Source organism: Butyricimonas sp. Marseille-P2440 (assembly GCF_900091675.1).
In the GTDB taxonomy this organism is placed as follows: domain Bacteria; phylum Bacteroidota; class Bacteroidia; order Bacteroidales; family Marinifilaceae; genus Butyricimonas; species Butyricimonas synergistica.
The window spans coordinates 939,110-965,802 of the sequence record NZ_LT594609.1 but is presented as its reverse complement, the minus strand read 5'-3'; the positions used below and the strand labels follow the sequence as shown (position 1 = coordinate 965,802).

General features: G+C 45.5%; 21 protein-coding genes. 6 read left to right on the top strand and 15 right to left on the bottom strand.

Annotation, left to right across the window (positions count from 1 at the left end; all coding sequences use genetic code 11):
* Nucleotides 1-73: 73 nt before the first annotated feature.
* From BN8899_RS09645 to BN8899_RS09625, 5 genes are all read right to left on the bottom strand, one after another.
* A complete protein-coding gene (locus tag BN8899_RS09645) occupies nt 74-631 on the bottom strand; it encodes an RNA polymerase sigma-70 factor (protein ID WP_065219252.1) in 558 nt (185 codons plus the stop codon).
* Nucleotides 632-810: 179 nt separating this feature from the next.
* Entirely contained in the window at nt 811-2,145 is a 1,335-nt protein-coding gene (locus BN8899_RS09640; protein WP_065219251.1) for a MutS-related protein, read from the bottom strand.
* Nucleotides 2,142-3,476, bottom strand: a complete 1,335-nt coding sequence (locus BN8899_RS09635; RefSeq protein WP_065219250.1) for a MutS-related protein — start codon at nt 3,474-3,476, stop codon at nt 2,142-2,144. Before BN8899_RS09635 ends, BN8899_RS09640 begins: the two co-directional genes overlap by 4 nt.
* Nucleotides 3,477-3,592: 116 nt before the next feature.
* The gene (locus BN8899_RS09630) at nt 3,593-5,899 is read right to left on the bottom strand and encodes a Gldg family protein (RefSeq protein WP_065219249.1); all 2,307 of its coding nucleotides are present in this window, start codon (nt 5,897-5,899) and stop codon (nt 3,593-3,595) included.
* A gap of 11 nt (nt 5,900-5,910) precedes the next feature.
* A complete protein-coding gene (locus BN8899_RS09625; RefSeq protein ID WP_065219463.1) occupies nt 5,911-6,837 on the bottom strand; it encodes an ABC transporter ATP-binding protein in 927 nt (308 codons plus the stop codon).
* Nucleotides 6,838-7,186: 349 nt separating this feature from the next.
* Between BN8899_RS09625 and BN8899_RS09620 the strand changes: the two genes are divergently transcribed.
* Nucleotides 7,187-8,443, top strand: a complete 1,257-nt coding sequence (locus tag BN8899_RS09620; protein WP_065219462.1) for a M23 family metallopeptidase — start codon at nt 7,187-7,189, stop codon at nt 8,441-8,443.
* Between the two features lie 5 nt (nt 8,444-8,448).
* Here the strand turns inward: BN8899_RS09620 and BN8899_RS09615 are convergent, their stop codons facing one another.
* Nucleotides 8,449-9,495, bottom strand: a complete 1,047-nt coding sequence (locus BN8899_RS09615; protein WP_065219248.1) for a zinc finger-like domain-containing protein — start codon at nt 9,493-9,495, stop codon at nt 8,449-8,451.
* A 125-nt stretch (nt 9,496-9,620) separates the two neighbouring features.
* On the opposite strand from BN8899_RS09615, the gene BN8899_RS09610 reads away from it, so the two are divergent.
* Entirely contained in the window at nt 9,621-10,175 is a 555-nt protein-coding gene (locus BN8899_RS09610; protein WP_065219247.1) for a chromate transporter, read from the top strand.
* A 12-nt stretch (nt 10,176-10,187) separates the two neighbouring features.
* Nucleotides 10,188-10,724: a chromate transporter gene (locus BN8899_RS09605; RefSeq protein WP_065219246.1), complete on the top strand. Its 537-nt coding sequence runs from the start codon at nt 10,188-10,190 to the stop codon at nt 10,722-10,724.
* Between the two features lie 63 nt (nt 10,725-10,787).
* Here BN8899_RS09605 and trxA read toward each other — a convergent pair whose 3' ends face one another.
* From trxA to purN, 6 genes are all read right to left on the bottom strand, one after another.
* On the bottom strand, nt 10,788-11,102 hold the full coding sequence (gene trxA, locus BN8899_RS09600) for a thioredoxin (protein ID WP_065219461.1): 315 nt from the start codon (nt 11,100-11,102) through the stop codon (nt 10,788-10,790).
* Nucleotides 11,103-11,189: 87 nt separating this feature from the next.
* Nucleotides 11,190-14,852 carry a DNA polymerase III subunit alpha gene (gene dnaE / locus BN8899_RS09595; protein WP_065219245.1) on the bottom strand — a complete coding sequence of 1,221 codons (3,663 nt, stop codon included), beginning with the start codon at nt 14,850-14,852 and terminating at the stop codon, nt 11,190-11,192.
* A 419-nt stretch (nt 14,853-15,271) separates the two neighbouring features.
* On the bottom strand, nt 15,272-16,507 hold the full coding sequence (locus tag BN8899_RS09590) for an acyloxyacyl hydrolase (protein WP_065219244.1): 1,236 nt from the start codon (nt 16,505-16,507) through the stop codon (nt 15,272-15,274).
* Between the two features lie 74 nt (nt 16,508-16,581).
* Complete coding sequence (locus BN8899_RS09585) at nt 16,582-17,988, bottom strand: MFS transporter (protein ID WP_065219460.1); 1,407 nt, start codon at nt 17,986-17,988, stop codon at nt 16,582-16,584.
* Between the two features lie 169 nt (nt 17,989-18,157).
* The gene (locus tag BN8899_RS09580; RefSeq protein ID WP_148375355.1) at nt 18,158-21,382 is read right to left on the bottom strand and encodes a S41 family peptidase; all 3,225 of its coding nucleotides are present in this window, start codon (nt 21,380-21,382) and stop codon (nt 18,158-18,160) included.
* A 46-nt stretch (nt 21,383-21,428) separates the two neighbouring features.
* A complete protein-coding gene (purN, locus tag BN8899_RS09575) occupies nt 21,429-21,998 on the bottom strand; it encodes a phosphoribosylglycinamide formyltransferase (protein ID WP_065219243.1) in 570 nt (189 codons plus the stop codon).
* A gap of 171 nt (nt 21,999-22,169) precedes the next feature.
* Here purN and BN8899_RS09570 point away from each other — a divergent pair, with 171 nt between their 5' ends.
* Genes BN8899_RS09570 through rnc form a run of 3 tightly spaced genes read left to right on the top strand, consistent with a single transcriptional unit; the run spans nt 22,170 to nt 24,430 of the window.
* The gene (locus BN8899_RS09570; protein WP_018337766.1) at nt 22,170-22,406 is read left to right on the top strand and encodes an acyl carrier protein; all 237 of its coding nucleotides are present in this window, start codon (nt 22,170-22,172) and stop codon (nt 22,404-22,406) included.
* A 15-nt stretch (nt 22,407-22,421) separates the two neighbouring features.
* The gene (gene fabF, locus BN8899_RS09565; RefSeq protein WP_065219242.1) at nt 22,422-23,666 is read left to right on the top strand and encodes a beta-ketoacyl-ACP synthase II; all 1,245 of its coding nucleotides are present in this window, start codon (nt 22,422-22,424) and stop codon (nt 23,664-23,666) included.
* Between the two features lie 23 nt (nt 23,667-23,689).
* Nucleotides 23,690-24,430: a ribonuclease III gene (gene rnc, locus BN8899_RS09560; protein ID WP_065219241.1), complete on the top strand. Its 741-nt coding sequence runs from the start codon at nt 23,690-23,692 to the stop codon at nt 24,428-24,430.
* Here the strand turns inward: rnc and efp are convergent, their stop codons facing one another.
* The 3 genes from efp to tsaB all read right to left on the bottom strand — a co-directional run bounded on the left by efp (nt 24,431) and on the right by tsaB (nt 26,692).
* The gene (efp, locus tag BN8899_RS09555) at nt 24,431-25,000 is read right to left on the bottom strand and encodes an elongation factor P (protein WP_018337769.1); all 570 of its coding nucleotides are present in this window, start codon (nt 24,998-25,000) and stop codon (nt 24,431-24,433) included.
* Nucleotides 25,001-25,107: 107 nt separating this feature from the next.
* Nucleotides 25,108-25,992: a class I SAM-dependent methyltransferase gene (locus BN8899_RS09550; RefSeq protein ID WP_065219240.1), complete on the bottom strand. Its 885-nt coding sequence runs from the start codon at nt 25,990-25,992 to the stop codon at nt 25,108-25,110.
* Nucleotides 25,993-26,005: 13 nt separating this feature from the next.
* A complete protein-coding gene (gene tsaB / locus BN8899_RS09545; RefSeq protein ID WP_065219239.1) occupies nt 26,006-26,692 on the bottom strand; it encodes a tRNA (adenosine(37)-N6)-threonylcarbamoyltransferase complex dimerization subunit type 1 TsaB in 687 nt (228 codons plus the stop codon).
* Nucleotide 26,693: the final 1 nt, after the last annotated feature.

Genomic DNA, 26,693 nt, shown 5'->3' with positions numbered 1-26,693 from the left:
TTATATTAAAGACTCCACTTATCATGGGAAGTGTTATATACTTAGAACACTTTTTTTGAAATATTCCCTAGCATCAAATATCAAAAGAGAGTAATATCATTAATATCAACAACTTCTCTAATCGTTCCCGAATATAATGATTAGCATTATTTTTATGTCGTTTGATAGTATTTATAGCGATATGCAGTTCATCTGCAATCTCTTGATGAGATTTTCCCTCCAAACTTAAACGGTACACCTTCTTGCAAGATTCCGGCAATTCCTCGAAAACTTCATTTATCATCGAAAAAACTTCGGCTTCTATAACGCGACTGACAAAATCTTCTTCAATCTCCTCGGGGACATATCCTTTCATACGTTTCTCCGCCCTCTTTCTATCCCGTATATAAGTCAAACAATTATTACGTACCCCCCGGTAGAGATAAACCTTAAATGTTTCTTCATTTTTAAATGACTCTCTCTTTTCCCACAATTTCAGGAAAAAATCCTGTAATAGATCAAGAGCAACATCCTCATCTTCCAAATAATGCATAGCGAAATACTTTAGAGCGGTAAAATATCGCTCGTAGCCCTTCTTAAACTGTTTGGCGTCGGATAAATCCACAACCTCCACTAACTCATTACTAAACATCTCTTAACTACAAAATAATCAAAACTCGCCATTACATAATCCTATTGTTCAAAAATAATGAAATATACACACACAACAACAACCGTTTCGGATTTTAACATTCCGAGGTCAGGCATAAACAAAAATATCCCGAACTTATAGAGTCCGGGATATTTATATATTTACCGATTCACAGAATATTACACGACTTCGCCCTTGATCGTTTCAATAATCTTCTCGTTATTGATAATAATCATACCATGCTTGTCGCTTGTGATTCCCGGCTCCAACTTGTAGGTATAAGTCGGCATCTTGCCTTTCATCACGGTCGGCAGATAAGCGAAAGTCACGTTATCACAACGCTTACCTAACTCCTGACCTACCTCGATAATATGCGTAGAAATCATGAAAGCACTATTACGTCTTTCCGCCAAAGCCTCGGTTACCGCCAAAGTTGCATCGAAAGCGTCTTTCACGTTCGTACCCTTGAACAACTCGTCGAAAATCACAATCAAATGCTTGTTACGACTCACCTCGATAGCCACGTTCTTCACGCGCAACACTTCTGCATAAAAGTGACTGTATCCCAAGTTTATATTATCAGGCACATTGATCGAAGTATACATACCATCTTGTATACGGAATTGCATAGTCTTCGCTGCAATCGGGAAACCCATGTGTCCCATGTAAACGGCAATACCGAAAGATTTCATCAAAGTAGACTTTCCTGCCATATTAGCCCCCGTCAAGAAGAATATATTTTTGGATTTCGTCACTTCCAAATCATTAGAAATTGCCCCATCAATACGGGGATGATGCAAACCCGTTGCTGCAACCAACACTTCGCCTTCATCAGCAGCCGTAGCAAAGCAGAAATTCTTCTCCTTGGCAACGCCCCCAACAACCACGTTCACGTCAATCCCTTGCAATAACTCGATAACCTCCTTGAATTGTTTATTCAGCAAGCAACGAAATACCCGGTCAAAAGAAATCAAGTTCGCCAACCCCGGATTATCCTGACGAGGGTGTGCCAACAATTTACCAATACGGGCATCCTTCAACAGCAAACGACCTCTCTCCACAACACCCTGGAAAGGATTACCGGCCACATCAATCGCCAACTTATCAAAATACTCGCGGGCTTTCTGGAAAAACTTGATCGACATCAAAATCCGATCACGGAGAATATTAAATTCCGGATCATTACTGATATAGTGCATTGACTTTGCTTTCAGAATCTGGAATATATTCCGGAATCCATGTTTGCTACTTGCCCCGGTAACATACTGCTCCACCACGTCAAATTCGTCTTTCCCGAACGGAAATCCGAAATCGTGATCCCGGAAATAACGGAAAACGGAAGACCGTTCATTAATAGCTTTAGCATTTGTTAACGGGTGAAGGAACATATTTTCCATCATGCGTTCCCCGCCGCGGGTAATTGTTCCCACGAACATACTATAAACGGAATTATTCTTGTACTTGCCTAACAAGTTCAAGTCGTCTAGTGTCTGTTTATCTGTCTCGAAACTCATGCCTCACCGTTTTTAATAATTTCAATAATCCGTTCATTATTCACGATCATCATACCATGGCGGTCATCCGTGATCCCCTGTGCCAACGTGTACGTGTAAATCGGTTTACTACCCTCCATCTTCGTGGGCAAATAAACGAAGTTAATGTTATCACACCGCTCTCTCAAAACTTCCCCCGCTTCGATAATATGCGTCGATATCATAAATATACAATTCCGTATGCCAGCAAAAGCCTCTGCCACCGCCACCGTTCCATCGTAAGCATCTTTCACATTCGTGCCACGGAACAACTCATCAAACACCACTATCAAATGTTGGGTCTGACGTACTTGTTGGGCCACTTTCTTCACACGCAACACCTCTGCATAGAAATGGCTATACCCCATGCTCAAGTTATCCGGCAAATTAATTGTCGTGAACATTCCGTTCTGCACGGAAAACTCCATAGCTTTAGCAGGAACGGGGAAACCCACATGTGCCAAAAAAATCGAGATACAAAAAGTTTTCATGAACGTTGATTTTCCAGCCATATTTGCCCCCGTCAAGAAAATCACGTTACTATTCTCATCCACCTCGATATCATTACCCACCGGATTCGTCAAGAATGGGTGAAAAACACCTTTCAATTTCAAAATGTTATGATCGTTCGGATAAGCTTTGGCAAAAACGAAACCTCGCTCTTTCGCCACCTTTGCCACGGCCATATAAACATCAAGCAGATAAACGTAATACAAAATCTTCATCATCTTATCCCGCTCCTCGAAACGGAACACCCGATCATAGAGCACCGCTTGCTCGTAAACAAGTTTTTTCTTCCCCTTCTCGGAAGTATACCAAGCCCACTTTTCATTGTCAAGCAAAGAGCGCAAGTTAGCTGTCAAATCGACAATAGTCTTGTTACCCGTGTCCGACTTGGATGCTTTCAAAAAAGCATCCAAGGTATTCAACAACTCGATACAACACACGATACCGTTATGCAATTGGGTATACTCCGTATCCGTTCCCACCAGATTTTTAAACTTACGCCCTAACGTATTATCTTGCGTCATCAATTGAGTACGGCGATCGGTATTTCCCAAATAAAATTCCATCGTGTCAAAAATTTCACTTCTGAAAGGGAACACCGCCTCCATATCCCGATAATAACGGATTACATCACTCCGTTCATTAATCTGGTCTGCATCTGACAATGGATAAAGGAACATCTCTTCCAAAATCTTCGCACCCCCGCGCGTCTGCGTGCGATTGAAGATTTCATAGACAGATTTGGTCCTATTATTCCCAAAAATCACCAGATCGTCCAAAGTTTGTTTATCTATTTTAAAACTCATACTATATCAATATTCCACATTTTCAAATTCTCTTATCTCTTTGATCTTAAATCTCCAATTTTCATCCCGTTCATAACACGAAATCCGAAATCGTAAATCTAAAATCGCAAATTACACTATCTTCCTTTTCTACGAACCCAAATCAAGATTCCGGCAACAGCCAATAGCAAAGGAATAATCACCATAAACGACCACTTGATAACCGCAGCACCCGTTTTTGCCACGTACACCTTATCATCCGGTAGCGGCGGGCGTCTCACGTCGATCGGCACCTCGTTATCAGACAGCCAGAAGAAACTTCCGGTAATCAACGTGTAATTGGAAGTACGTACCGTCGGCACTCTTCTTCCAAACTCGCCGTTACTGATACAATCCGCATCACCTGTCAAGATAATTTTCTGCTCTCTATCCCCAACTTTCCTAGACAACGCCACAACCGTAGAATAAATCTTTTCCACTTCACCGACAGCAGGATTCAAATGAATCGTATCATCAACAAAATCTGTCGTTTCCAACTCATTCCAAACGCCAATCGTATCTGTTTTGAACATGATGGTTTCCTTGTATCCCTTGTCCGCAATTTTTTCCAAACCGGCAACACTCGGGGTAGACATAGCCATTTTATATCTACGCATCGTTCCGAAATCATAAGCTATACTGTCTGCAGCCTCCTTCGTCGGGTAAGAAATAATCACGTCTGCCAGCAAATTCGTGTCCTGTTTAACCAAAACTCCGGTCGTCATCTCGTAACCGAATTTAGCAAAAAGCTTGTTCATCACCTCCCTACGTTTCGGTTCGCCCAAAATAAACAAGTTACCGCCACGGTCAATGTATTGCTGCAAATTAGCCTCTTGTTCCGGACTCAACCAGTCACGCATATCGGCAATCATCATGATATTGATATGTGCCGGAACCTGTTTCTCCAAATTCACCTCTTCCACGTCAAAACCTTGATTCAACAAAGAATAACGGAAAGCCTTATCATTCGCAAAAGCACTGTAATCACGATCTTTATTACCATAAAAACTACGTTCTCCATGTCCTTGCACGATACCTACCTTCGGAAGCTCCATCACCATACGCTTGAAAGCAGCCGTAATCTCTCGTTCACTCGGGAAACGTTGCATATCGTTGTATATACGCAACCAAGCTTTTTGTCCATTATCGCGTACAATCTGCCGCACAAAAGTATTACCTTCTCCCGACAAATCAATCTTCTCTCGGATCTTCTCCGGGGTCATAAATCTATTGGAATCCATTCCATATATCTTACAAACCTCTATCATCTTCTCGCGAAGCGTCTTATCCGGGAAACGCCTATCCAATTGCGGATTAGCTGTCGTGTCATAATAATACACGTATTTCAATTTCATATCCGGCTTGAAACGCAAGTATTGTTCGAAACGCTCCATATCCGGTTTCAGAAAATAATATGCTGCATACCAAGACGCACCCGGATCAAGAGCATTGATATACGTGGTAATCGTCATGCCGCCATCCAATTTCGCCACGATCTCTTGACTATTCTGGGTCAACGTGTTACTCTTCGTCGCAGTCGCATCATAATAAACTTTCATTTGCGGCATAGAAGTAACATACCCCAGTACACAAACCAAAAGAATCACACCTAGATTTCTTCCCAACGTGATCACGAAACGAATCTTTTGACGTACTGCATTCAAACGAATAATCGTCAATGCCAAGAACAAGCAAACCACGATTATGAAATACAGCAAATCTTCACTACAAATCAACCCGGCAATAAACTTACCGCTACGGCCTGACATAGCCAACCAATAAGTAACGTCCCGCACCAAATCATACTCTTGCCACCAACCGCCAACCATACTCAACATCATCAACACGGCAAACGTACCGATAGCAGCCACGATCTGGTATGAAGTCAAACTGGACATAAAGATACCGATTGCCGCATAAGCACAAATCAACAAATACAACCCCAACAACCCGGTAAACACCATTGGCCAATCAAAATCTTTAATAACACACCAACTGCAAAGCACAATCAGGAAAAGAATTCCAATCATGAAAAGCCCGTAAAGCATCATGGACAAAAACTTACCCACGATAATCTGGAAGTTGGTGATCGGTGAAGAATACAACAAACGGATAGAACCACTACTCAACTCCTTGCTGACCAAACTCATGGTCAAAAGAGGAATATAGAAATACAAATAATTTTGTATACTGGGGAAAATACCTCCCCAAGGGTTGGTAAAGACTCTCATTGAAGCTCCCGAAACGCTATATCCCATTTCCTGAGAACTTACCAATCCGGCGATATTATCGGCAAAAAGTATTCCAGCCTGCACGCCGAAAACAACCAATATCAACCATGCAACAGGAGAATAGAATAACATTTGCAATTCTGTTCTCGCAATATTATATATCATTTTAAACATAACCTGATTTTTTAATGTGCTTTTTTAGATAATTCTGCGAATATACTGTCCAAAGAACTCTTTTCTACCCGGATCTCTGACAAACGCCAACCTTTGTCGGCACTCTCTTTCACGATACGATCGATAACCTCTTGTGCTTCCTCGAAACGGATACGGAATTTCATGTTACCCAATTCTTCCACTCCCAACACACCTTCAATCTTAGCAAGTTCATCCGGGGCTGGAGGATCTACCATAGAAAGGAACAATGTATTCGGCACAATATAATTATCAAATTCATCAACAGAACCCATGAACACGAGCTTTCCTTCCTCGATCATCATGATATGATCGCAAGCAGCTTGTACCTCCGTCAATATATGAGTAGAAAGGATCACAGTACGTTCCGTAGCGATCTCCTTGATCAAATGCCGGATCTCCATGATCTGGTTCGGATCCAAACCATTCGTCGGCTCATCAAACACTACTAGATCAGGCTTGTGAACAATCGCCTGCGCAATACCAACACGTTGTTGGTAACCACCTGACAAATTCTTTATTAAACGCTTGCGGAAATGCGTGATTCCACACCGGCCCAATACCTCTTCCACAGCATTCTTCAGCTCGTGGTCAGGCACCCAACGCAATCTTGCGCAATGCAGTAAATACTCTTCCACCGTCAAATCTCCGTATAAAGGCGGCTTCTGCGGCAAGAAACCGATATGACGTTTAGCATCCACCGGGTGTTTCCGGGCATCAATTCCCCGAATAAAAACATTACCTTCCGTTTGTTTGATAACACCACTGATAATGTTCATCGTGGTCGACTTACCGGCACCGTTTGATCCCAGTAAACCATAAATTCCCCGAACAGGAATCTCGAAGCTGATGTCGCGTACCGCCCATTGAATGCTGTAGCGATGTGACAGGTGTTCGACTTTTACAATTGGCTCTTCCATAAATCTGTTATTAAAATTAATATGTTCATACAACAACACTTTTGCAAACTTTATAAATAGACGTTTCAAAATTGATTTAGTGTTATTCGAAAATCAATTTTATGAAAACTTTAAGATTTACATTTTCTCAAACAACTAGTAAATAAAACATTATCGTTTTCACGTCTAAATTCTCTTCACTTTACTTCAAAAACACTTTTTAATCTTCCATCATGCCAAAAATAGTAAAATACAAATCGAAGCAACAATAAAAAAGTAACTTTAATGTTTTGTTAACAACAACATTAAGAAAGTTTTCACAAAAATCACCTAACTTGCGAACCAGATTCGACGTGAACAAATGAATAACATGAAAAAGACAAAATGGATATGGATTTGGGCTGCAATAGGTCTTATGTTAGGGATTATCATCTTTTGGCCCAGCAACAAAGGAAACAAAGAAGCTATACTTGAAGCTAATGCGGTAGATGAAGTCGTGGACACGACAGAAATCCGGCAGGCGCATTACAAATACGGAATCCCCTCTGACAACTTCGAAATAGAAGAAGGTACCGTGGAGAAAAACCAAAACCTTTCCCTAATTCTTGCGAAATACAAGGTTTCCTCAGCCAAAATACATGAAATCACCCAACGTTGCAAAAATGTTTTCGACGTGAGAAACATCAAAAGCGGTCAGAACTATACCCTTTTCTTGGCAAAAGACAGTCTTCGAACCCCGGAATTCTTTATCTACGAGAAAAACGCTCTAGAGTACGTGGTTATTGACTTCAAGGAAACTTCAGAAGTTTACATGGGACAAAAAGATGTCGTGAAAAAAGAACACATGGCAAAAGTCGGCATCACCTCTTCTCTTTGGAACGCCATGGTTGAAGCCGGTACAGACCCGACCCTAGCGATTACCCTATCGGAAATATACGCTTGGTCTATCGACTTTTACGGCATAGCAAAGGGAGACTCCATCCGTGTACTTTATGAACAATCATATGTCGAAGACAAGCCCTTGCGTGATTTCAATATCAAAGCGGCAATCTTCACGAACGCCGGCAAAGACTTTTACGCCATACCCTTCGAGCAAAATGAAAAGTTCGCCTATTTTGACGAAGACGGCAACAGCTTACAAAAAGCATTCCTGAAAGCCCCGTTAAGATATTCCCGCATATCTTCCGGCTTCTCCAACAACCGTTACCATCCCGTCCTGAAAAAATACAGGGCACACCACGGCGTGGATTATGCTGCCCCGACAGGAACTCCCGTTCAAACCATCGGTGATGGCGTTGTCGTGAAAAAAGCTTACCAAGCCAATGGGGGCGGAAATTACGTGACCATCAAGCACAACAGTGTCTATTCCACCACTTATATGCACCTCTCCAAATTTGCCAAAGGGATTCAACCCGGCAAACGTGTAAAACAAGGAGAAACCATCGGGTACGTCGGAGCCACCGGGCTCGCTACTGGTCCGCACTTGGATTTCCGGGTATATAAAAATGGCACCCCCATCAATCCCCTGAAAATGAGCTCTCCTCCAAAAGAACCCATTTCACCCGAAAATATGCCTCGTTTTACACAAATAAAAGATTCTCTGGTGAATATCTTAAAACAAATTTAAATCCCCTAAAACCAGTACCAACAAACACCCTTGCCATCCGTTATCAAATAATGGCCGGTAAAAGAAATTTTTACCACCTTGGGGATAATATTAATACTCTTCAAGACATCCGCCACGCTACTGGGTGCCCCACAGAGATATACGCCACGTTCGCAACACAAGGCAACTCTTCCAAATAGATCGATGGAAGCGCTGATGATTTTCCCGAATTTACCTCTCGCTTCATTCACTCGCTCTTGATAATATTGTGAAGAACAAAGTGTCGAACCGTCATTTCCCACGATAATGTAATGCCCGGAATCATTCAAAGCGACAGATGAAATACCGCTCTTATTAATCATGACATTCAATTGGTTATACACGCCCTCTGGAGCGTATGCCGCCCAACAGTTGCCGTATATTACGCACCAATACGTGCCATTATCCGTAATCGTCACGTCTTTAATGGTTTGCTGTTCCTTGTTGATTTGGAAAAGTCTATCCAACAACGCTTGAGGTACACCTTGGGTCTGAAAACCATACCCGTCAAAAACAATGACTCCCGCTCCATTAGCAGAAAAGGCCCCCGTGCTGCACCTATTCAACTCTTTGATTTTATCCGTCAACGTGTTTAATCCCACGTGAGAAGTCGGATTATATTGATAATACTTTCCATAACAATTATTTTGATTCAAGAAGCCCTCCTCTCCCCTTAATTGCCCATTCATTACGTTCAACATCTGCTGCTGAGTTTCAGCCGAAAGCCCGTATGTTTCCGAAGCATTATTATTACCGGACGTATTTCGGGTATTCGATTTATTCGAGCCAGAACTAGACACAACCCCATGCCCGTTACAATCGGGACACGGATCCGAATGGGATACCCCGGCAGGCACCCATTTATGACATATCGGGCATTGCTTTTTACTATTATTCTGCCCGTAAGTTCCCACGTTATGCTGGAAGTAAATAATTCCCTTGCCATGGCACCTATAGCACTTTCGATCTTGCGCTGACAAGCAAACAAACGAAAAAGAAAAAATGACAAGTAACAAAATTCGCACGATTTTCATAGTACTCTTACAATTAAATATAAACTCATTCCTTTAAACAAAATTATTTACAATTCACCAAAAACACAAACGAAACCAATCAAAAAATTTATCATATCTTTGCGACTAATATTATAATACAAATTATGGCTTCATACTGGCAAATATTCATATCCTTTTTTAAAATCGGCTCCTTCACGTTAGGAGGAGGCTATGCCATGATCCCTCTGATCCAAAAAGAAGTCGTCGACAAAAAAGGATGGCTGAAAGAAAGCGAATTTGTCGAAATGCTCGCCATCGCCCAATCCGCTCCCGGACCGATAGCCCTCAACACGGCTATTTTCGTCGGTTACAAGGCTCGGGGAGTAAAAGGCGTCATTTTCTCCAGCCTCGGCACAATACTCCCTTCCTTCATCGTGATCTTGCTTATCGCCATAATATTTACCGACTTCAAAGACAACCCGGGAGTAGAGAGAGTATTCAAAGGCATCCGCCCCGCCGTGGTCGCCCTCATCGCCGCACCCCTCTACAAAATGGGGAAATCCGCCGGGATCACCCGCAAAACAGTCATCATCCCCACCCTTGCCGCCTTGATTGTTTGGCAAACCGGACTATCGCCAATATATATTATTATCGCCGCCATCTTGGGAGGTCTTGCAGTAGGCAGGATAAAGGAAAAAAGAACAAAAAACAAAAAGTAAAAAAACTGGAAAATGGAAAGCGTGGAATTATATATCAGCCTATTCATCACCTTCTTCAAAATCGGCTTGTTCGGTTTCGGCGGGGGCTATGCCATGCTGTCCCTGATACAACACGACATGGTGGAAACCCACCAGTGGATCAGTGTTGCCGACTTCACCGACATCGTCGCCATTTCCCAAAGTACCCCGGGACCCATCGCCTTCAACACCGCCACCTACATCGGCTACACGGCAACGGGAAGCGTCTGGGGTTCGGCAATCTGCACCTTCGCCGTCAGCCTGCCGTCATTGTTCATCATGATCACCATTTCCAAATTCTTTTTCATGTTCCGGGACAACAAATACGTCGATTGGGCAATGAAAGGACTGAAAACCACCGTCCTCGGACTGATCGGCGCCGCTGCCCTATTGCTCATGAACAAACAAAACTTCGCTGACTACAAAAGCTACATCATCTTTGCCATAGCCTTCATCGCCACCTTCAAATTCAAAATGGACCCCATCCTCATGATCATCCTGGCTGGAATCGCGGGATACATCCTCTATTAAAAACACACGAAATAAAAAAAACCGCCTTTCAGCGGTTTCATATCTTATCAAAACAACAAACTATTAAAGCAATTTATTGATCTTGTCTACCAACGTAGCCTTAGGCACTGCACCTACTTGCTTGTCTGCAACCTGACCACCCTTGAAGAAAAGAATTGTTGGGATGTTACGAATTCCATATTTAGCGGAAGCAGAACTTTCGTCCACGTTCACCTTAGCAACAACCACCTTGCCTTCGAACTCTTTAGAGATTTCCTCGATAATAGGCAACATCATCTTACATGGTCCACACCATTCTGCCCAAAAATCTACCAACACGGGAACTTCTGCTTTCAGCACAACTTCCTCGAAATTTGAATCATTAACTGCAATAGCCATACTTTTATCTTTAAAGTTTATAATAATTTTCATGCTAAAAGCGTTGGAGAATACTCGCGTAAAATCCAACGCTCCGACACGGCGAAATTAATTAATTTTCATTTTAATAGCATCATTATTCTCGAAATATTCGTACAATTCTCTCGAACGTCCTATCTTACAAGTCCTTGAAAACATCTTCACCCGATGTCCCGAGTTATCATACAAGACAAAATTCAACGGGAGATCACCCTGCTCGTTCACGAACTGGTTATGTAACTCTGTCACAATCTCGTGCGTCAACATTTCCACGTTCACCTGCAAAGTGATCGAACGGATCAGATTCTCGCTGATTACGCTCAGCAAGTCCATGCTCACCACGTTGAAAGCAAGCTCCCCCGCTCCTCCCCACTTCTTCGCCTGAACCTTGCCCTTGATGTAAACTGCCGTTTCCAAAATAAAATAATTTCTGAACTTGATAAAATCCTCCCCGAAGAAAGCCATCTCGAACGTCCCGGTAAAATCCTCGATGGTCAGGATACCGAAATCATTCCCTTTCTTCGTTTTCCCGATTCGCATATTCACGATAATACCCGCGATAGTCACCTCCCTATCCTTGAAAGGCGACAAATCCGTCAAACTATCCAGTGGCGTACAAATCGCGTTTATCTCCAACTTGTAAGAATCCAAGGGATGAGAAGTCAAGTAAATACCAATCAATTCTTTCTCCTTACGCGCCTTCTCCACGTCCGTCCACGGCTCGCACAGCGGAATCGTGGGCTTCTTCACGTCGTACTCGTCCATGCCCCCGAACAACGTCGCCTGCATCAACATACTGTCCTGCTGCTTCTTTTGCCCGAAATTCACCAGGTTTTCCAGGAAAGTCGTGTGCCCGTCCGGCATATGGAAATATTGCGACCTGTCCAGCCCGAAACTATCCAGTCCTCCGGCAGTCACCAAACTTTCCAGCGTCTTCTTGTTCACCGTCCTGTAATCCACCCGCTCGAAGAAATCAAACACATCCTTGAACGGTCCACCCTTCTCGCGTTCCTGCACGATCGAGTCGACAGCCGCCACGCCCACGCCCTTGATTGCCGCCATACCGAAACGGATATCCCCCTTCTGGTTCACGGTAAAGTCATTGTCCGACTCGTTCACGTCCGGCGCCAACACTTTCAACCCCATGCGCTTACACTCGTCCATAAACACCGTCACCTTCGTGATATCCGACAAGTTACAGCTCAAGTTGGCTGCCATAAATTCCGACGGGTAATGCGCCTTCAAGAATCCCGTTTGGTAAGCGATATAAGCGTAACAAACCGAGTGCGACTTGTTGAACGCGTAAGAGGCGAAAGCCTCCCAGTCCCCCCAAATCTTTTCCACCAGCGGATTCACTTCCTTGCCCATCTCCTTGCAGCCCTTCACGAACTCGGGATTATTATTACATCCATCAAGGAACTGGGCTTTCAAGGCATTCATCGTATCGATCTGCTTCTTACCCATCGCCTTACGCAACGTGTCGGACATACCCCGGGTAAAATTACCGAGGGCACGCGATTGCAACATCACCTGCTCCTGGTACACCGTGATACCATAGGTATCCTTCAAGTAAGGCTCCATCATCGGGTGGTCGTACACGATAGGCTCTTCCCCGTGTTTACGCTTGATAAAATCGGGAATATACTCCATAGGTCCCGGGCGATACAAGGCATTCATCGCCACCAAATCCTCAAAACGGTTCGGCTTCAATGCACGCAAGTGTTTCTTCATTCCCGGCGACTCAAACTGGAACAATCCGGTCGTATCACCCCGTGAAAACAAAGCGAACGTCTCCGGGTCTTCCAGCGAGATAGCATCGACATTCAACTCCTCGTGCTTGGACTTTCTGATATTATCCAGACACGTCTTTATAATAGAAAGGGTACGCAACCCTAAAAAGTCCATCTTGATCAACCCGATCGGCTCCACGAAATGCCCGTCGTACTGCGTGGTCATCAAACTCTCCCCCTCGGTCGGCATAATCGGGATATGATCTGTCAAGGGATCACGGCTAATCAGGATACCGCAAGCGTGTACCCCCGTCTGCCGTACCGATCCTTCCAGAATCTCCGCCAGATGAAGCGTCTTCGCCACCAGCGGGTTCGGGGAATCTTTCTCTTTCTCCAAATCCGGATTCTCCTTGTACGCCTTCTTCAACGTGATCTTGGGCACCTCCGGCACCATCTTCGCCAAACGGTTCGCCTCCGACAAATCAAGCTTCAACACACGTGCCACGTCCTTGATCGCCATCTTTGCCGCCATACTACCGAACGTAACGATATGCGAAACCTTGTCCTCCCCGTATTTCCGGGTTACCCACTCCAGTACCCTCTGCCGACCATCATCATCGAAATCCACGTCGATATCAGGCAATGAAATACGGTCGGGATTCAAGAAACGCTCGAACAGTAAATCATACTTCACCGGGTCGATATTCGTGATACCCAAACTGTACGCCACGGCACTTCCCGCCGCCGAACCACGTCCCGGTCCCACGATCACGCCCATATCACGAGCCGCCTGTATAAAGTCCTGCACGATCAGGAAGTACCCCGGGAAACCCATCGTCTTCATGATATGCAACTCGAAAATCAACCGCTCCATGATATCCGGCGGAATATCCTCGCCATACCGTTTTTTGGCTCCTTTCATCGCCAACTCCTTCAGGTAATCCGCTTCCAGCTTGATACGGTACAAGCGGTCGACGCCTCCCAACTTCTTCACTTTCTTCTCGGCTTCCTCCTGTGTCAGCACGACTTCACCCTTCTCGTTACGGGTAAACTCGTTGAACAAATCCTCTGCCGTGAAACGCTTCCGGTACTCCTCCTCCGTACCCAACTCGGGTGGAATCGGGAACACCGGCATCAAGGGGTCGGAATCCAGCTTGTATTCTTCCACCTTATCCACGATCTCCTGCGTGTTCTCCAACACTTGCGGGATGTCGCTAAACAAGGCTTGCATCTCCGCCGTGGTCTTGAACCACTCCTGACGGGTATATCTCATCCGGTTCGGATCGTCCAAATCCTTCCGGGTATTCAAACAAATCAACAAATCGTGCGCCTCGGCATCCTCCTCGTTCAGGAAATGCACGTCGTTCGTGGCTATCACCTTAATTCCTAATCTTTCGCCCATGCGCAAGATCTCAGCATTGCACTTCACCTGGTTCTCATACACCTCGGCTCTCTCCTTCGCCGCTTCCGCCGGGTGGCGCATCACCTCCAAATAATAATCCTCTCCTAACAAATTCTTGTACCACAAGGCCGCCTGATCCGCCCCCTCGATATCTCCCGCCATAATTTTTTGGCAGATTTCCCCACCCAGACAAGCCGAAGAAATAATCAAACCCTCGTGATATTTTTCCAAAAGAGCCTTATCGATACGCGGGCGATAATAATACCCGTCCACGAAAGCCGCAGAACACAACTTCACCAGATTCTTGTACCCTTGCAAATTCTTTGCCAGAATAATCAAATGCTCCCCCGAACGATCCACCGGCTTCTCCTTGTTATACAGCGATACCCGTGCCACGTAAGCCTCCACGCCCAGCACCGGCTTGATCCCTTTCTTCCGGCATAAATCGTAAAACAATTTTATCCCGAACATATTCCCGTGGTCGGTCAACGCTATCGCCGGCATACCGTCCGCGATAGCTTTATCTATTAATCCCGGCACACTTGCCGCACCGTCCAGAATGGAATATTGCGAGTGCACGTGAAAATGAGTAAATGGCATAAAAAACTCCTCTCAAAAAATTACAAAATCAATTCTCAACTCCGTGGAAATAAACGACAAAATATTCCCCACATCTCAAACATCACAAAAACAAATATAGCCGTTTTTACCTTAAAAAACAAAAGCCACACACATACATTTTTCATCATCCTGATGAAATCCGTGAGAGATAACGAGTAAGTCCCAATATAATACAGTATTAATCACGTATCAATTCCGGAGGAATACCGTATATAAACTTTTAGTTAAGCTATTAATTTCCTATAAGAACGCTATTTTAAATAGCGTTCATATAGCGTTGCTATAGGGTTCCTATAGCGTTCATGACGGAAGTCAACCGGAATTCATACCCTATTCATCCTTGATTCAGGGATGAATAGGGTAGTTCCTCATCGAGAAAACAGCATTAAATCAAGACGTTAAAAAACAATAGATTTGCCATTGAACCGGAAACCGACACCCAGCATCAAGAAATTAGGTTCGTGAAACTCCCGGAGGTTATATCCCACGTGAAGGAAAGCCGCCCGGGAAACAGCTATTTTCAGCGTGAACAACTGGTAGAACATATTCAAATCGCCCTTCCCGATCACGTTGGCTCCCATCCCGATTCCCACGGTGAAAAAAGGCATCACATACTCCACCCGCCCGGAAAGCCCCAGGGCAAACTGGTCACCAAGCGCAGGACGGAGGATTTGCGACTTGTCGATCTGCCCGTACACGTCGTACTCCGTGTATAAATTCGCTCCCCCGTCAAACGTACCATCCAGCGACACCCCCAGCCGAAGCCTGTGGTTGACGTTATACATCGGGGCAAAATTAAACCCGAATACCGGGTAAGATTCGGGAGAAGCGGAAAGCCCGTCCGCCGTCTTGATGCCCTGGCTATGCCACGAGCCGAAGAATACAAAATCATAACTGACATAGGGACGGAAGGGTTGGTACGCGGAAACACCCATTGTTTTCAACGGCTTCAGATCCTCCTGCCGGTAAAAATTGCACTCCAACCCGAAATTTCCACCGATCGTGTTCAAACCGGCGTTAGGAATCGTGGTGTTGCCGTTAGAAAAATGCGACACGGTGAGTCCCGTGGTCAGGCTTAACGCCGGGGAAAGTTTCCAGCGCAAGTAGAACTCGGCATTAATGTAGGCATTTACCCTCGAACCCATCATCTTATTATACGGGTTGTCGTAGGAATCATACGTTTTCCACCCCGTGGACAATCCCAAATTCCACTCGTAATAGAAAGACAGCCAAGGGGACAAACGAGCGATACGAGCTCCCTGAAACAAGTAAAACGCCACCGGGTTACCCAATAAACGAGGCTCGCCAAAGGTATAATACCCGAAACCCACTCCCTGGTAGACGTCCCCGTAGGCACGTTCGGCAGCACTTCCCTGACGATAGCGGAAAAAGTATTTCAAGTGAAAAGAGGAAGCCCCCTTAATCAATTTCCCCTCCGGGTTATCGCCTTGCAAAAAAGAACTCGTCTGAAAAATATATTCCGGACGTCCTTCAAATTTCAATCCATGAGTAAATTTACGCGAAGGCGGCTCCGTCAGGCTATCCCGTTCCTGCCCATCCACTCGCGAAACAGCCCCAACAAGCATTATTCCCAAAAAAACAACCGTTATCCAAATCCATCCCGTGTTATTCATGCGACAACTCCATTTATACCAATGCATTTTACAGGGGACAAAAGTATATAAAAAAGAAGCTAAAAACTACCCGGCTATCTGTTTTTCTTGGCATTACCCCGCAGTAATTCCGGCTCGGGCAGAGACACGCGACTAAAACTGACCACCGCGGCGACAAAGGCGAATATCCCGGCAAGGTAGAGCGAGGCGTATGTTCCGTTGACGGGAAACATGACAAACATTAATGCCACGAGGGACGCTCCCGTGGTTTGCCCCGTCAGACGAGCCATACCGAGCATACCGCTGGCGCCACCGCTTCGGTTTTGCGGGGCGGAGGAGATCAGGATACTGTTATTAGGCGTCTGGAATAAACCGAAGCCAGCACCACACATCATCATGAAGAAAGCGATCCCGACACCGGAAACTTTATCCGCCAACGTGGCAAGCAAGAACAAGCCGCACGCGAAGATCGACAAACCGATGCCCCCCAACAGTCCGGCGTGTACACGCTCGATCAGCTTTCCCGCCAAGGGTGCCGCCACCATGGTCGCCAAGGGCCAAGGGGTAAGCAGGAGCCCGGTAACGACTTCACTCTTTCCCAGCGTGTGCTGCAAGAAGAAAGGCAAGGACACCATTGCCAGCATCTGGGCGACGAACGAGCAAATGGAGGTTCCCACGGAAAGAGAAAATATCGGGATGCGCAACAAATCGACAGGCAACAACGGGTAGGTTTGTGACAACTGCCGCCGCACGAAGAAATAACCGATCACGAATACCGCCGCTATCATGAGGAACAATACTTTCCAGTTCATATCGTGGGTGAATCCCTCGATAGAGAAGATCAGCAACCCGAAGGTCAGCGCGTTCATGATACCGCTTCGCCAATCGAACGTGCGCCCCGTGACTTTCATCGGATTGGAGGGCAAAAACTTGCAGGATAGGATCAAAGCGGCTATCACGATCGGGATATTTATGGCAAACAGCCACTGCCAGGAAGCGACGGAAAGAATCCCGGCGGCAATCGTCGGTCCCCCGGCAGCGGAAACAGCAACGACCAAGGCGTTGATTCCCAATCCCCGTCCCAGGAAACGACGGGGATAGATAATCCGAATCAAAGTCGTGTTGACACTCGCCAAAGCTGCCGCCCCGAATCCCTGGAACACGCGGGCAACGGTCAATTGTGCCAAAGAAACAGAAAGGGCACACGCCAAGGAGGCCACGGAGAAGATCAACAACCCGACAATATACACCCGCTTGTATCCCCAAATATCTCCCAGCGATGACAACGAGAGCAAGGAAACAACAATAGCCAACTGATAGGCGTTCACGATCCAGATAGACATCGAGGGCGTGGCATTCAAATCCCCCGCGATGGAGGGCAACGCCACGTTAGCAATCGTTCCGTCCAACACGGATACCGTGATTCCCATGGCAATCGCCAAGATTGCCCAATACCGCCTCGGGACAGGAATACCATCCCACTCAACCTCTTTTGTTTCCATTTTCAATTTAGTTTCAGTTGCAAAATTACGAAATAAATCTGGGTTTGCGACAAATGCAGGACGAAGAAGAAACGCCAACAAATGAAACAACAGACCCGATAAATTTTGTAACATATAAAGAACAAAGGGTTGCCAAAAGATTTTTCAGACAGCCCTTTGTTTTTAGTTCCTACTTTTTTCCCCCGGACTTATCCGGGAAGGCGGGGATAGCCGGGATTTCTTTCCTCTCGGTTTTCAGCTTTTCGAGAATGATTTGAATTGCACGGTTCAATTGCTCGTCATCACCCATATATTCAAGGTGGGGATCGTTCTCCACGTCCACGTCGGGAGATACACCTCGACCTTCGATGATAAATTCGCTGCCGTCAGCGGCATACGGGGCGTACGAGGGGGTGACAATGGAACCGCCGTCCACGACACGGATGGAACCACTGTAACCGACAACACCTCCCCACGTGCGGCGTCCCACGATAGTTCCCAATTTGTTATACTTGAAACGATAGGGGAACAAGTCTCCGTCCGAGGCGGAATACTCATTCACGAGCAATACTTTCGGACCGAGGAAGGTGCCCACGGGATTTACTGATCCCTGAGTTTGGTTGGTATGCATGGTATAGAATGTCGGGGTACGCATCAGTCGCTCGGCAATCATCGGGGAAACGTTGCCACCCCCGTTGCCGCGGTCGTCGATAATCAACGCCTTTTTATTCAACTGCGGGTAATAGTGTTTCACGAACTCGTTCAACCCGTCGACGCCCATGTCCGGGATATGGATATAGCCGACCTCACCATTGGTTGCCTCGTTCACTTTACGGATGTTGGTTTGTACCCAATTATAATAGTATAACTTCGATTCGTCGGCAAGCGGGGTAACCAATACTTCCCGGGCGTCTTTCTCGACGGGGGCAGAGTTCACCCTCAAAGAAACGGTCTTGCCTGCCATATCGATCAACTCGGAGAACATATTGTCCACGTCTTTCAATGATTTCCCGTTAATAGCCAGAATATAATCACCTTCCTTCACTTCCACGCCCGGCATCGTGAGCGGCGAACGGGTTTCCTTATCCCAGTTTGCCCCTTCGATAATCTTAGTCACCTGGAAATAGCCGGATTTGTCCTTTTTGAATTTAGCTCCCAGGAGTCCCATCTTGATTCTCTCCGGGGCGGGAACACGACCGTTGATGGAATAAGCATGCCCCACGTTCAACTCGGCGATCATTTCACCGATAATATAAGTCAAGTCCGTGCGGTGGTTCACGTGAGGAACCAATACTTTATATTTTTCATACACATGATCCCAATCCACGCCGTGCATATTCTTGGCATAAAAGAAATCCCGCATTTGCCGCCAGCTTTCGTTGTATATCTGCATCCATTCCTGGTGGTAGTCGATCACTTTTTTCACGTCTTTTGTCGGCACGGGAGTTCCCACGCTGGCAGAAAAAACGGGTAAATCCATGACTTGAAAGGACGAACCGGAGAAGGCAATCGCCTTTTTGTAACCCGGGGAGAACTCGACGTACCCGCCCAAGTCGGATTCCCGCCTGCTGTCCATATCGAAATACATGGTGCGACCGCCCCGGTTGTAATATACCCGATGACCCAACATATGCACGTCGTTGTAATGATTGGAGGCAAGCACGGGTAATTCTATCAACCGGTTGTCGAGATTCGAGAAATCGTACACCAATGCCTCGGGCTCGGTCTTTTTATCTTTGGATTTTGCTTTCGTTTCCGTTTCCACGGGAACAACATCATTCTTTGGCGCGAAAAGTACCGGGGCGTCTTTTGCCAAAGGCAACACGTACACTTTATTCATGTCGTTGTACACGTGGTTCCATTCCGTGCGGCTGTAGGTGGGCGAGAAGGCACGTGCCGACACGAACACGAGATATTTGCCATCGTCACTGAAGTTAGGCGACGCAGAGCCGAACCAGCCGTCCGTAATCTGATGCTTTTCACCGCTTTCCGTGTTGTACACGATAATATTATCCATCGCGGCTTCCGGACGAACGTAAGTGATGTACTTGCTGTCCGGCGACCAGTTGTAAGAAGTCATGGAACGGATGCCCGATTGTTCCACTATTTTCCGGCTGCCGCATTCCACATCGGAGATATTTAAGGTATTCCCTTTCTCGCTCCACACGATTTTCCGGGAGTCGGGCGACCATTTGTAATTGAAGATATAGCTTTTCAATCCTTTTATCAGTTTCCGTTCCTTTCCGGTTACGGCATCCCGAAGGTAAATATTGAATTCGCCGTCTTTGTCGGACACGTAGCTGATGTATTTCCCGTCAGGCGACCAGCCTGCCTGCATATCGTTGGCATCCGACGAGTTCGTCAAGTTGTAGGTAATACCCGTCTTAGCCGGCAATGAAAAAATATCGCCATGCGCGGCAACTACCACACGTTCTCCTCCGGGAGAAGTCGCCACGGTGGTGATCTGACCGCTGACATCCGTCAACTTCGAACGGGAATATACCTGGTCATTATCAATACGGATGGTGATCTTGTTGTCCTTCCCGGTCTGCAAATCATGGGCATAGATATATCCGCCCTGTTCGTAAACAATCCGCTTATCCCCGATAGCCGGGAATTTTATATCATATTCCTTGTAAAAAGTCAATTGTTTGTCCTCTTTCGTGTCCACGTCATAAGCGTAAAGGTTCATCACGTCGCCCCGGTCGGAGATATAATATATAGTATTTCCGTCGGACGACCACATGGGGATAATGTCCTGACGCACGTTATCGGTAATCCGTTCCGATTTCTTCGTGGCAAAGTCAAATACCCGTATATCATCAGCCATTCCGCCCTGGTAACGCTTCCAGGCACGGAATTCCCGCATAATATAGTTATATGCCAACTTTTTCCCGTCGGGAGAATAGGAGGCAAAACCGCCATTTTTCAAGGGCAGTTCTTCTGACATACCTCCCTCCACGGGAACCGTGAACAATTGTCCCGTGAAATCATTGAAAGTATATCTCCGGGAACGATAAAGAACGTGTTTACTGTCCGGCGTCCAGCCGATGACGATATTATTCGGTCCCATCCGGTCACCCAAGTCATCCCGACCTAACGTGGCAGTGTAGGTCAATCGACGAGGTTCACCCCCTTCCACGGGAATCACGAATACTTCAGTATTACCGTCATATTGCCCCGTGAAAGCGATATATTTCCCGTCCGGCGAGATCCGGGGAAACATCTCGTATCCCACGTGGGACGTCAACCGACGTGCCGTGCCTCCTTCGGTGGACACGATATACAGATCGCCCGCGTATGAAAATACCAACTTGTCCCCCACGCTATGCGGGAACCTTAACAATCTCGCTTCCTGAGCTTGCAACAAGAAACTGAACAACAATAATCCTAGTAATACAGTAAACCTCCTCATAATAATTGAAAATTGAGAATTAAATCTGAAATCAAGGAAAAAATCATCAGATTTTTTCAAGAACTTCTTTTATCACCCGCGGGAAATGCTCGTATTCGAGAGCGTGTACTTTCTCCGCTAAAGTATCGGGAGTATCCCCCGGGATGATCGGGCATTTTGCCTGAAAGATCGTTGCCCCCTCGTCATAATGACCATTCACGTAATGGATCGTGATGCCACTTTCCTTTTCCCCTGCCGCAATAACCGCCTCGTGCACGTGCATCCCGTACATTCCTTTTCCCCCGTAAGAAGGCAAGAGCGCGGGATGAATATTGACAATATGGTTCGGGTAAGCCTCAAGAATCGCATCCGGCACCTTCCACATGAAACCCGCCAAAACAATAAAATCGATCTCTAAACGTTTCAACTCATTCAGCACCAGATCAGAATGATAAAATTCATCCCGATTAAACACAAAAGAAGGAACCCCCAATCGTTTTGCCCGTTCTAATACATACGCGTTTGACTTGTTACAAAACACGATTTTCACGACATTTTCGGTGTCGTTTTGGAAAAAATTAATGATATTTTCGGCGTTAGAACCTGATCCAGAGGCAAATATTGCAACTTTTTTCATCTTGTAATCTATTAAAAATCAACCGCATAAAGATAGTAAAGAGTTTATTCATGCCAAAAAATTTTCTAGGAAAAATAAATTCTCTAACTTTGCGCCCGAACTTAGAGAGTTATGACGTCTGTTATAGACGTTAGTGTGAATTTAAAAAATGTCTAATTAAAATTTAAAGTTATGTCTGACATTCAAAACAGAGTTAAAGCTATCATCGTTGATAAATTAGGAGTTGACGAATCAGAAGTTACACCGGGTGCAACTTTTACAAATGATTTAGGCGCTGACTCTTTGGATACAGTAGAGTTGATCATGGAATTGGAAAAAGAATTCAACATCACTATTCCGGACGATCAAGCAGAGAAAATCGCTACCGTAGGTGACGCGATTGCATACGTTGAAGCTAACGCTCAATAATTTAATATTCAATTTATGAACCTCAAACGAGTAGTAATAACTGGTCTTGGTACTATCAATCCCTTGGGGCATAATGTGCCCGAATTTTGGGAAAATCTGAAAGCTGGCGTCAGTGGCGCCGGTCCTATTACTCGTTTTGATGCATCTAAATTTCGCACGCAATTCGCTTGCGAAGTTAAAAACTACGAGCCCACGGAATACTTCGACAGGAAGGAAGTCCGTAAAATGGATCTTTACACGCAATTCGGGCTCATAGCCGCAAGAGAAGCGATAAAAGATTCAGGTCTTGATTTCTCCTTGGAGAATAAAAAAAGAATTGGAGTAATCTGGGGTGCGGGTATCGGTGGATTGGAAACATTCTACGAAGAGTGCAAATCATTTGCCACTGGAGATGGAACACCCAGATTCAACCCATTCTTTATCCCAAAGATGATCGCAAACATGGCCGGAGGTATGATCGCCATAGAACACGGGCTGAAAGGTCCTAACTACACGACAGTTTCCGCTTGTGCTTCATCTGCCCATTCTTTAGTAGATGCATTAAATCTTATTCGATTAGGAAAAGCAGACGTGATTATTGCCGGCGGTTCTGAAGCCGCAATAACCGTTCCAGGTGTTGGAGGTTTCAACGCCATGAAAGCTATCTCCACGCGCAATGATGATCCCAAAACTGCTTCCCGTCCATTCGATGCGGACAGAGATGGATTCGTGCTGGGAGAAGGTGGGGCTTCCTTAATCGTGGAAGAATACGAGCACGCCGTAAAGAGAGGTGCTAAGATCTATGCCGAGTTTGCCGGTGCCGGGATGAATTGTGACGCTTATCACATGACTGCTCCAGATCCCAACGGGGAAGGTGCAGGAGACGTTATGGCATCTGCATTGGAAGATGCGAATCTCACCCCGAAAGACGTTGATTATATCAATGTACACGGGACATCCACAGGATTAGGAGATATCGCAGAACCTAAGGCTATTCTCAATGCATTTGGAGAACAAGCCTACAACTTGAATATTAGTTCTACCAAATCCATGACAGGACATTTATTAGGTGCCGCCGGTGCCTTGGAAGCGATCGCTTGTGTTCTGGCTGTGAAAAACGACATTGTACCCCCTACCATCAATTTCAGCAACCTTGATCCGGAATTGGATTCTAAGCTGAATTTCACGTTCAACAAGGCTCAAGAGAAAAAAATCAATGTAGCCTTGAGCAACACGTTCGGTTTCGGAGGTCACAATGCCTGCGTAGTATTCAAAAAATAATCACTAACTAAAACCTTTGGAAAGTGATTAGTAAAATAATTCAATCCATAAAACTTTATCTTCATCGGAAAGAAAAGTTTTATGGATTGTCTATTACAGAATGGGGTTTCGTACCCGGCAATAAAGGCTTGTATACCCTAGCATTATTGCATAAATCGGCATCAAGATACACGAAAAGCGGAACCGTCCTGAATTATGAACGATTGGAATTCTTGGGGGATGCGGTTCTAGGGGCTATTGTTGCCGAAATTTTATACAAATTCTTCCCCAATAAAGACGAGGGGTTCATGACCCGCTTGCGTTCCAAGATCGTGAGCCGGGAATCATTGAACGCTATCGCTATTAAAATGGGTTTGAGCGAGGAAGTGATTGCCAAGTCGGACATTTCCAAAAACAAACACATTTACGGGGACGTGTTCGAGGCTTTCACGGGGGCTATTTACCTGGATCAAGGGTACGACAAGACGAAAGCATTTATCGAGAATTATATTTTCCCTCACTATGTCAACCTGGAAGATCTTGTTTATGTAGACAAGAATTACAAGAGCCGCCTTATCGAATGGGCCCAAAAACAAAAAGTTGACCTTAAAATCGACACGCTGGAGGGAAATGCCCGCCGCTCAAAATTCATTTGCACGATTACCATTGGTGAAGAAATCATGGCTCGCGGCTTAGGAGCATCCAAAAAAGAAGCGGAGCAAAACTCCGCTGAAAAGGTCATCCAAAAACTCCAAGCCGAAGCGAATGGAGAAATTGAAATCTAATTATTCTTTCACTCGTTCCACGTAAGAACCGTCTTCTGTCTTGATACGGATTTTCTCCCCGGTATTAATGAACAAAGGAACCATTACTCTTGCCCCGGTTTCAACTTCAGCTGCTTTCAACGCGGTAGAAGAAGCGGTATCACCTTTTAATCCCGGCTCGGTGTAGGTTACTTCCAAAACAACCGTCGGCAATAATTCTACATACAAAGGAGTTTCCGTGTCGGCATGTACAACCATTTCAACAGCATCACCTTCTTTCAGGAATTGCGGGGCATTGATCAAATCTTTAGAGATTGGAATTTGCTCATAAGATTCCGTGTGCATCATAATATAATCCTCTCCTTCCATGTACAAGAATTGATACGGGCGTCTTTCAATACGCACAACATCAATCTTCACTCCGGAAGTAAACGTATTCTCGATTGTCCGACCGGTTTTGATGTTCTGTAACTTAGTTCGCACGAAAGCAGGACCTTTACCGGGTTTCACGTGTTGAAACTGTACAATTCTGTATAGATCGTCTTTGAAAACGATACATAATCCATTTCTAAAATCAGCGGTAGTTGCCATCTATTTTATAATTTTTAGATTTAATATTTTCATTGAGGATGCAAAGATAAGAAAATCAGCACAACTCTGAAAATTTTAAATTTACAATTTGTGTCATACACCTTCTTTTATTTACGCCATAACCTATAATACACACCCAACGGCAACGATTTTCCGAAGGAATCGGTAAAATAAAGCTCGCCGAATTGTTCGCCGCTACACTCCCCAACCAATTGGCGAACGACGCTCCGGGCCAATAATGCAGACAAACCCATGGAATATAGATTCAACACTAAAAAGCTGTTCGTGGGTTCCAATAACTGCCCACAGAGGGTGATTAGTTCATTGATATTTTCTTCCAGTACCCATTTCTCGCCATTGGCACCGCGTCCATAAGCAGGAGGGTCAAGGATAATCCCGTTATATTTCTTCCCTCGCCGTACTTCCCGTTGCACGAACTTCAAGGCATCCTCCACGATCCAGCGGACACCGTCCAAGCCGGACGCTTCCATATTCTCTCTTGCCCAAGTCACGACTGGTTTAACCGAATCGACATGAGTGACATCCGCCCCGGCACTCTTTGCTGCCAAAGTGGCTCCTCCCGTGTAGGCGAATAAATTCAACACTTTTGCCTCCATCCCTATGCGTTTCACCTGGTCATATATAAAATTCCAATTCTCCGCCTGTTCCGGAAATACTCCCACGTGCTTGAAAGAAGTCAGCCCCAACCGCATTCGGATGCCCATATCCCCGTACCGGTAATTCACGAACCATTGTTGTGCCATCTTGGGCTTACAAACCCATTCGCCCCGGTCTTCGCTCCGCTTATCCTTTCTAAAATAAGCATCCGCCCGTTGTTGCCACTCGTCGTCAGAAAGCGATTTATTCCATATTGCCTGTGGTTCCGGTCGTGCAATCACGTAACGTCCGAAACGTTCCAGCTTCTCGAAAGCGCCACTATCAATTAACTCGTAATCCGTCCAATGCGACGGGGTCAGTAATTCTATTTCCATCAAACAAATTATTTTACAAAACTTTCCGTTTCGGCACGGTAGCCACGAAATCTTTCAAGTAAAAAGGCTCGAAATAAGCCACATTTTCAAAATCCGCCGCCTTGAATTTCTTCTCGGCAAGCATTATCATATTTGTGGCAGAAGTCGCCACACCCGAAATAAATTCGGCATTCGGGTGGCGAATAATATCTTTTACCTTATCGCTCCCATTCCCGAAGAAGAACATTTTGTGTCCTTCCAGCAAATCGGCAAACGCCCCCTCCTCGATCACCTCGGCATGGATATCCCACACGACAAGCCCTTCCCGATCGAAAACTGCCATGTACACTTCCATGCGACGAGCGTCAATCATGGGGCAATACAATCCCTCTTCGCCCCGTCTTCGAGCAACGGCATTCGCCAAAGCCTCCAAAGTACTCACGGCAATCAACGGTTTGCCCGCTCCGAAACAAATTCCCTTTGCCAGAGAAACCCCGATGCGCAATCCCGTGTACGACCCCGGTCCCATGCTCACGGCTACCGCATCCAGATCATTTGCCGTCAAGCCGTTCTCTTTCAGCAAATCATCCGCATACACGCCCAATAAAGTAGAATGATTGAATCCCTCGTCGTTTTCTTTCAACGCAATCACGTTACCCTCCCGGGCTATTGCCACGGAACAAACATCCGTCGATGTATCGATATTTAAAATTAAAGCCATA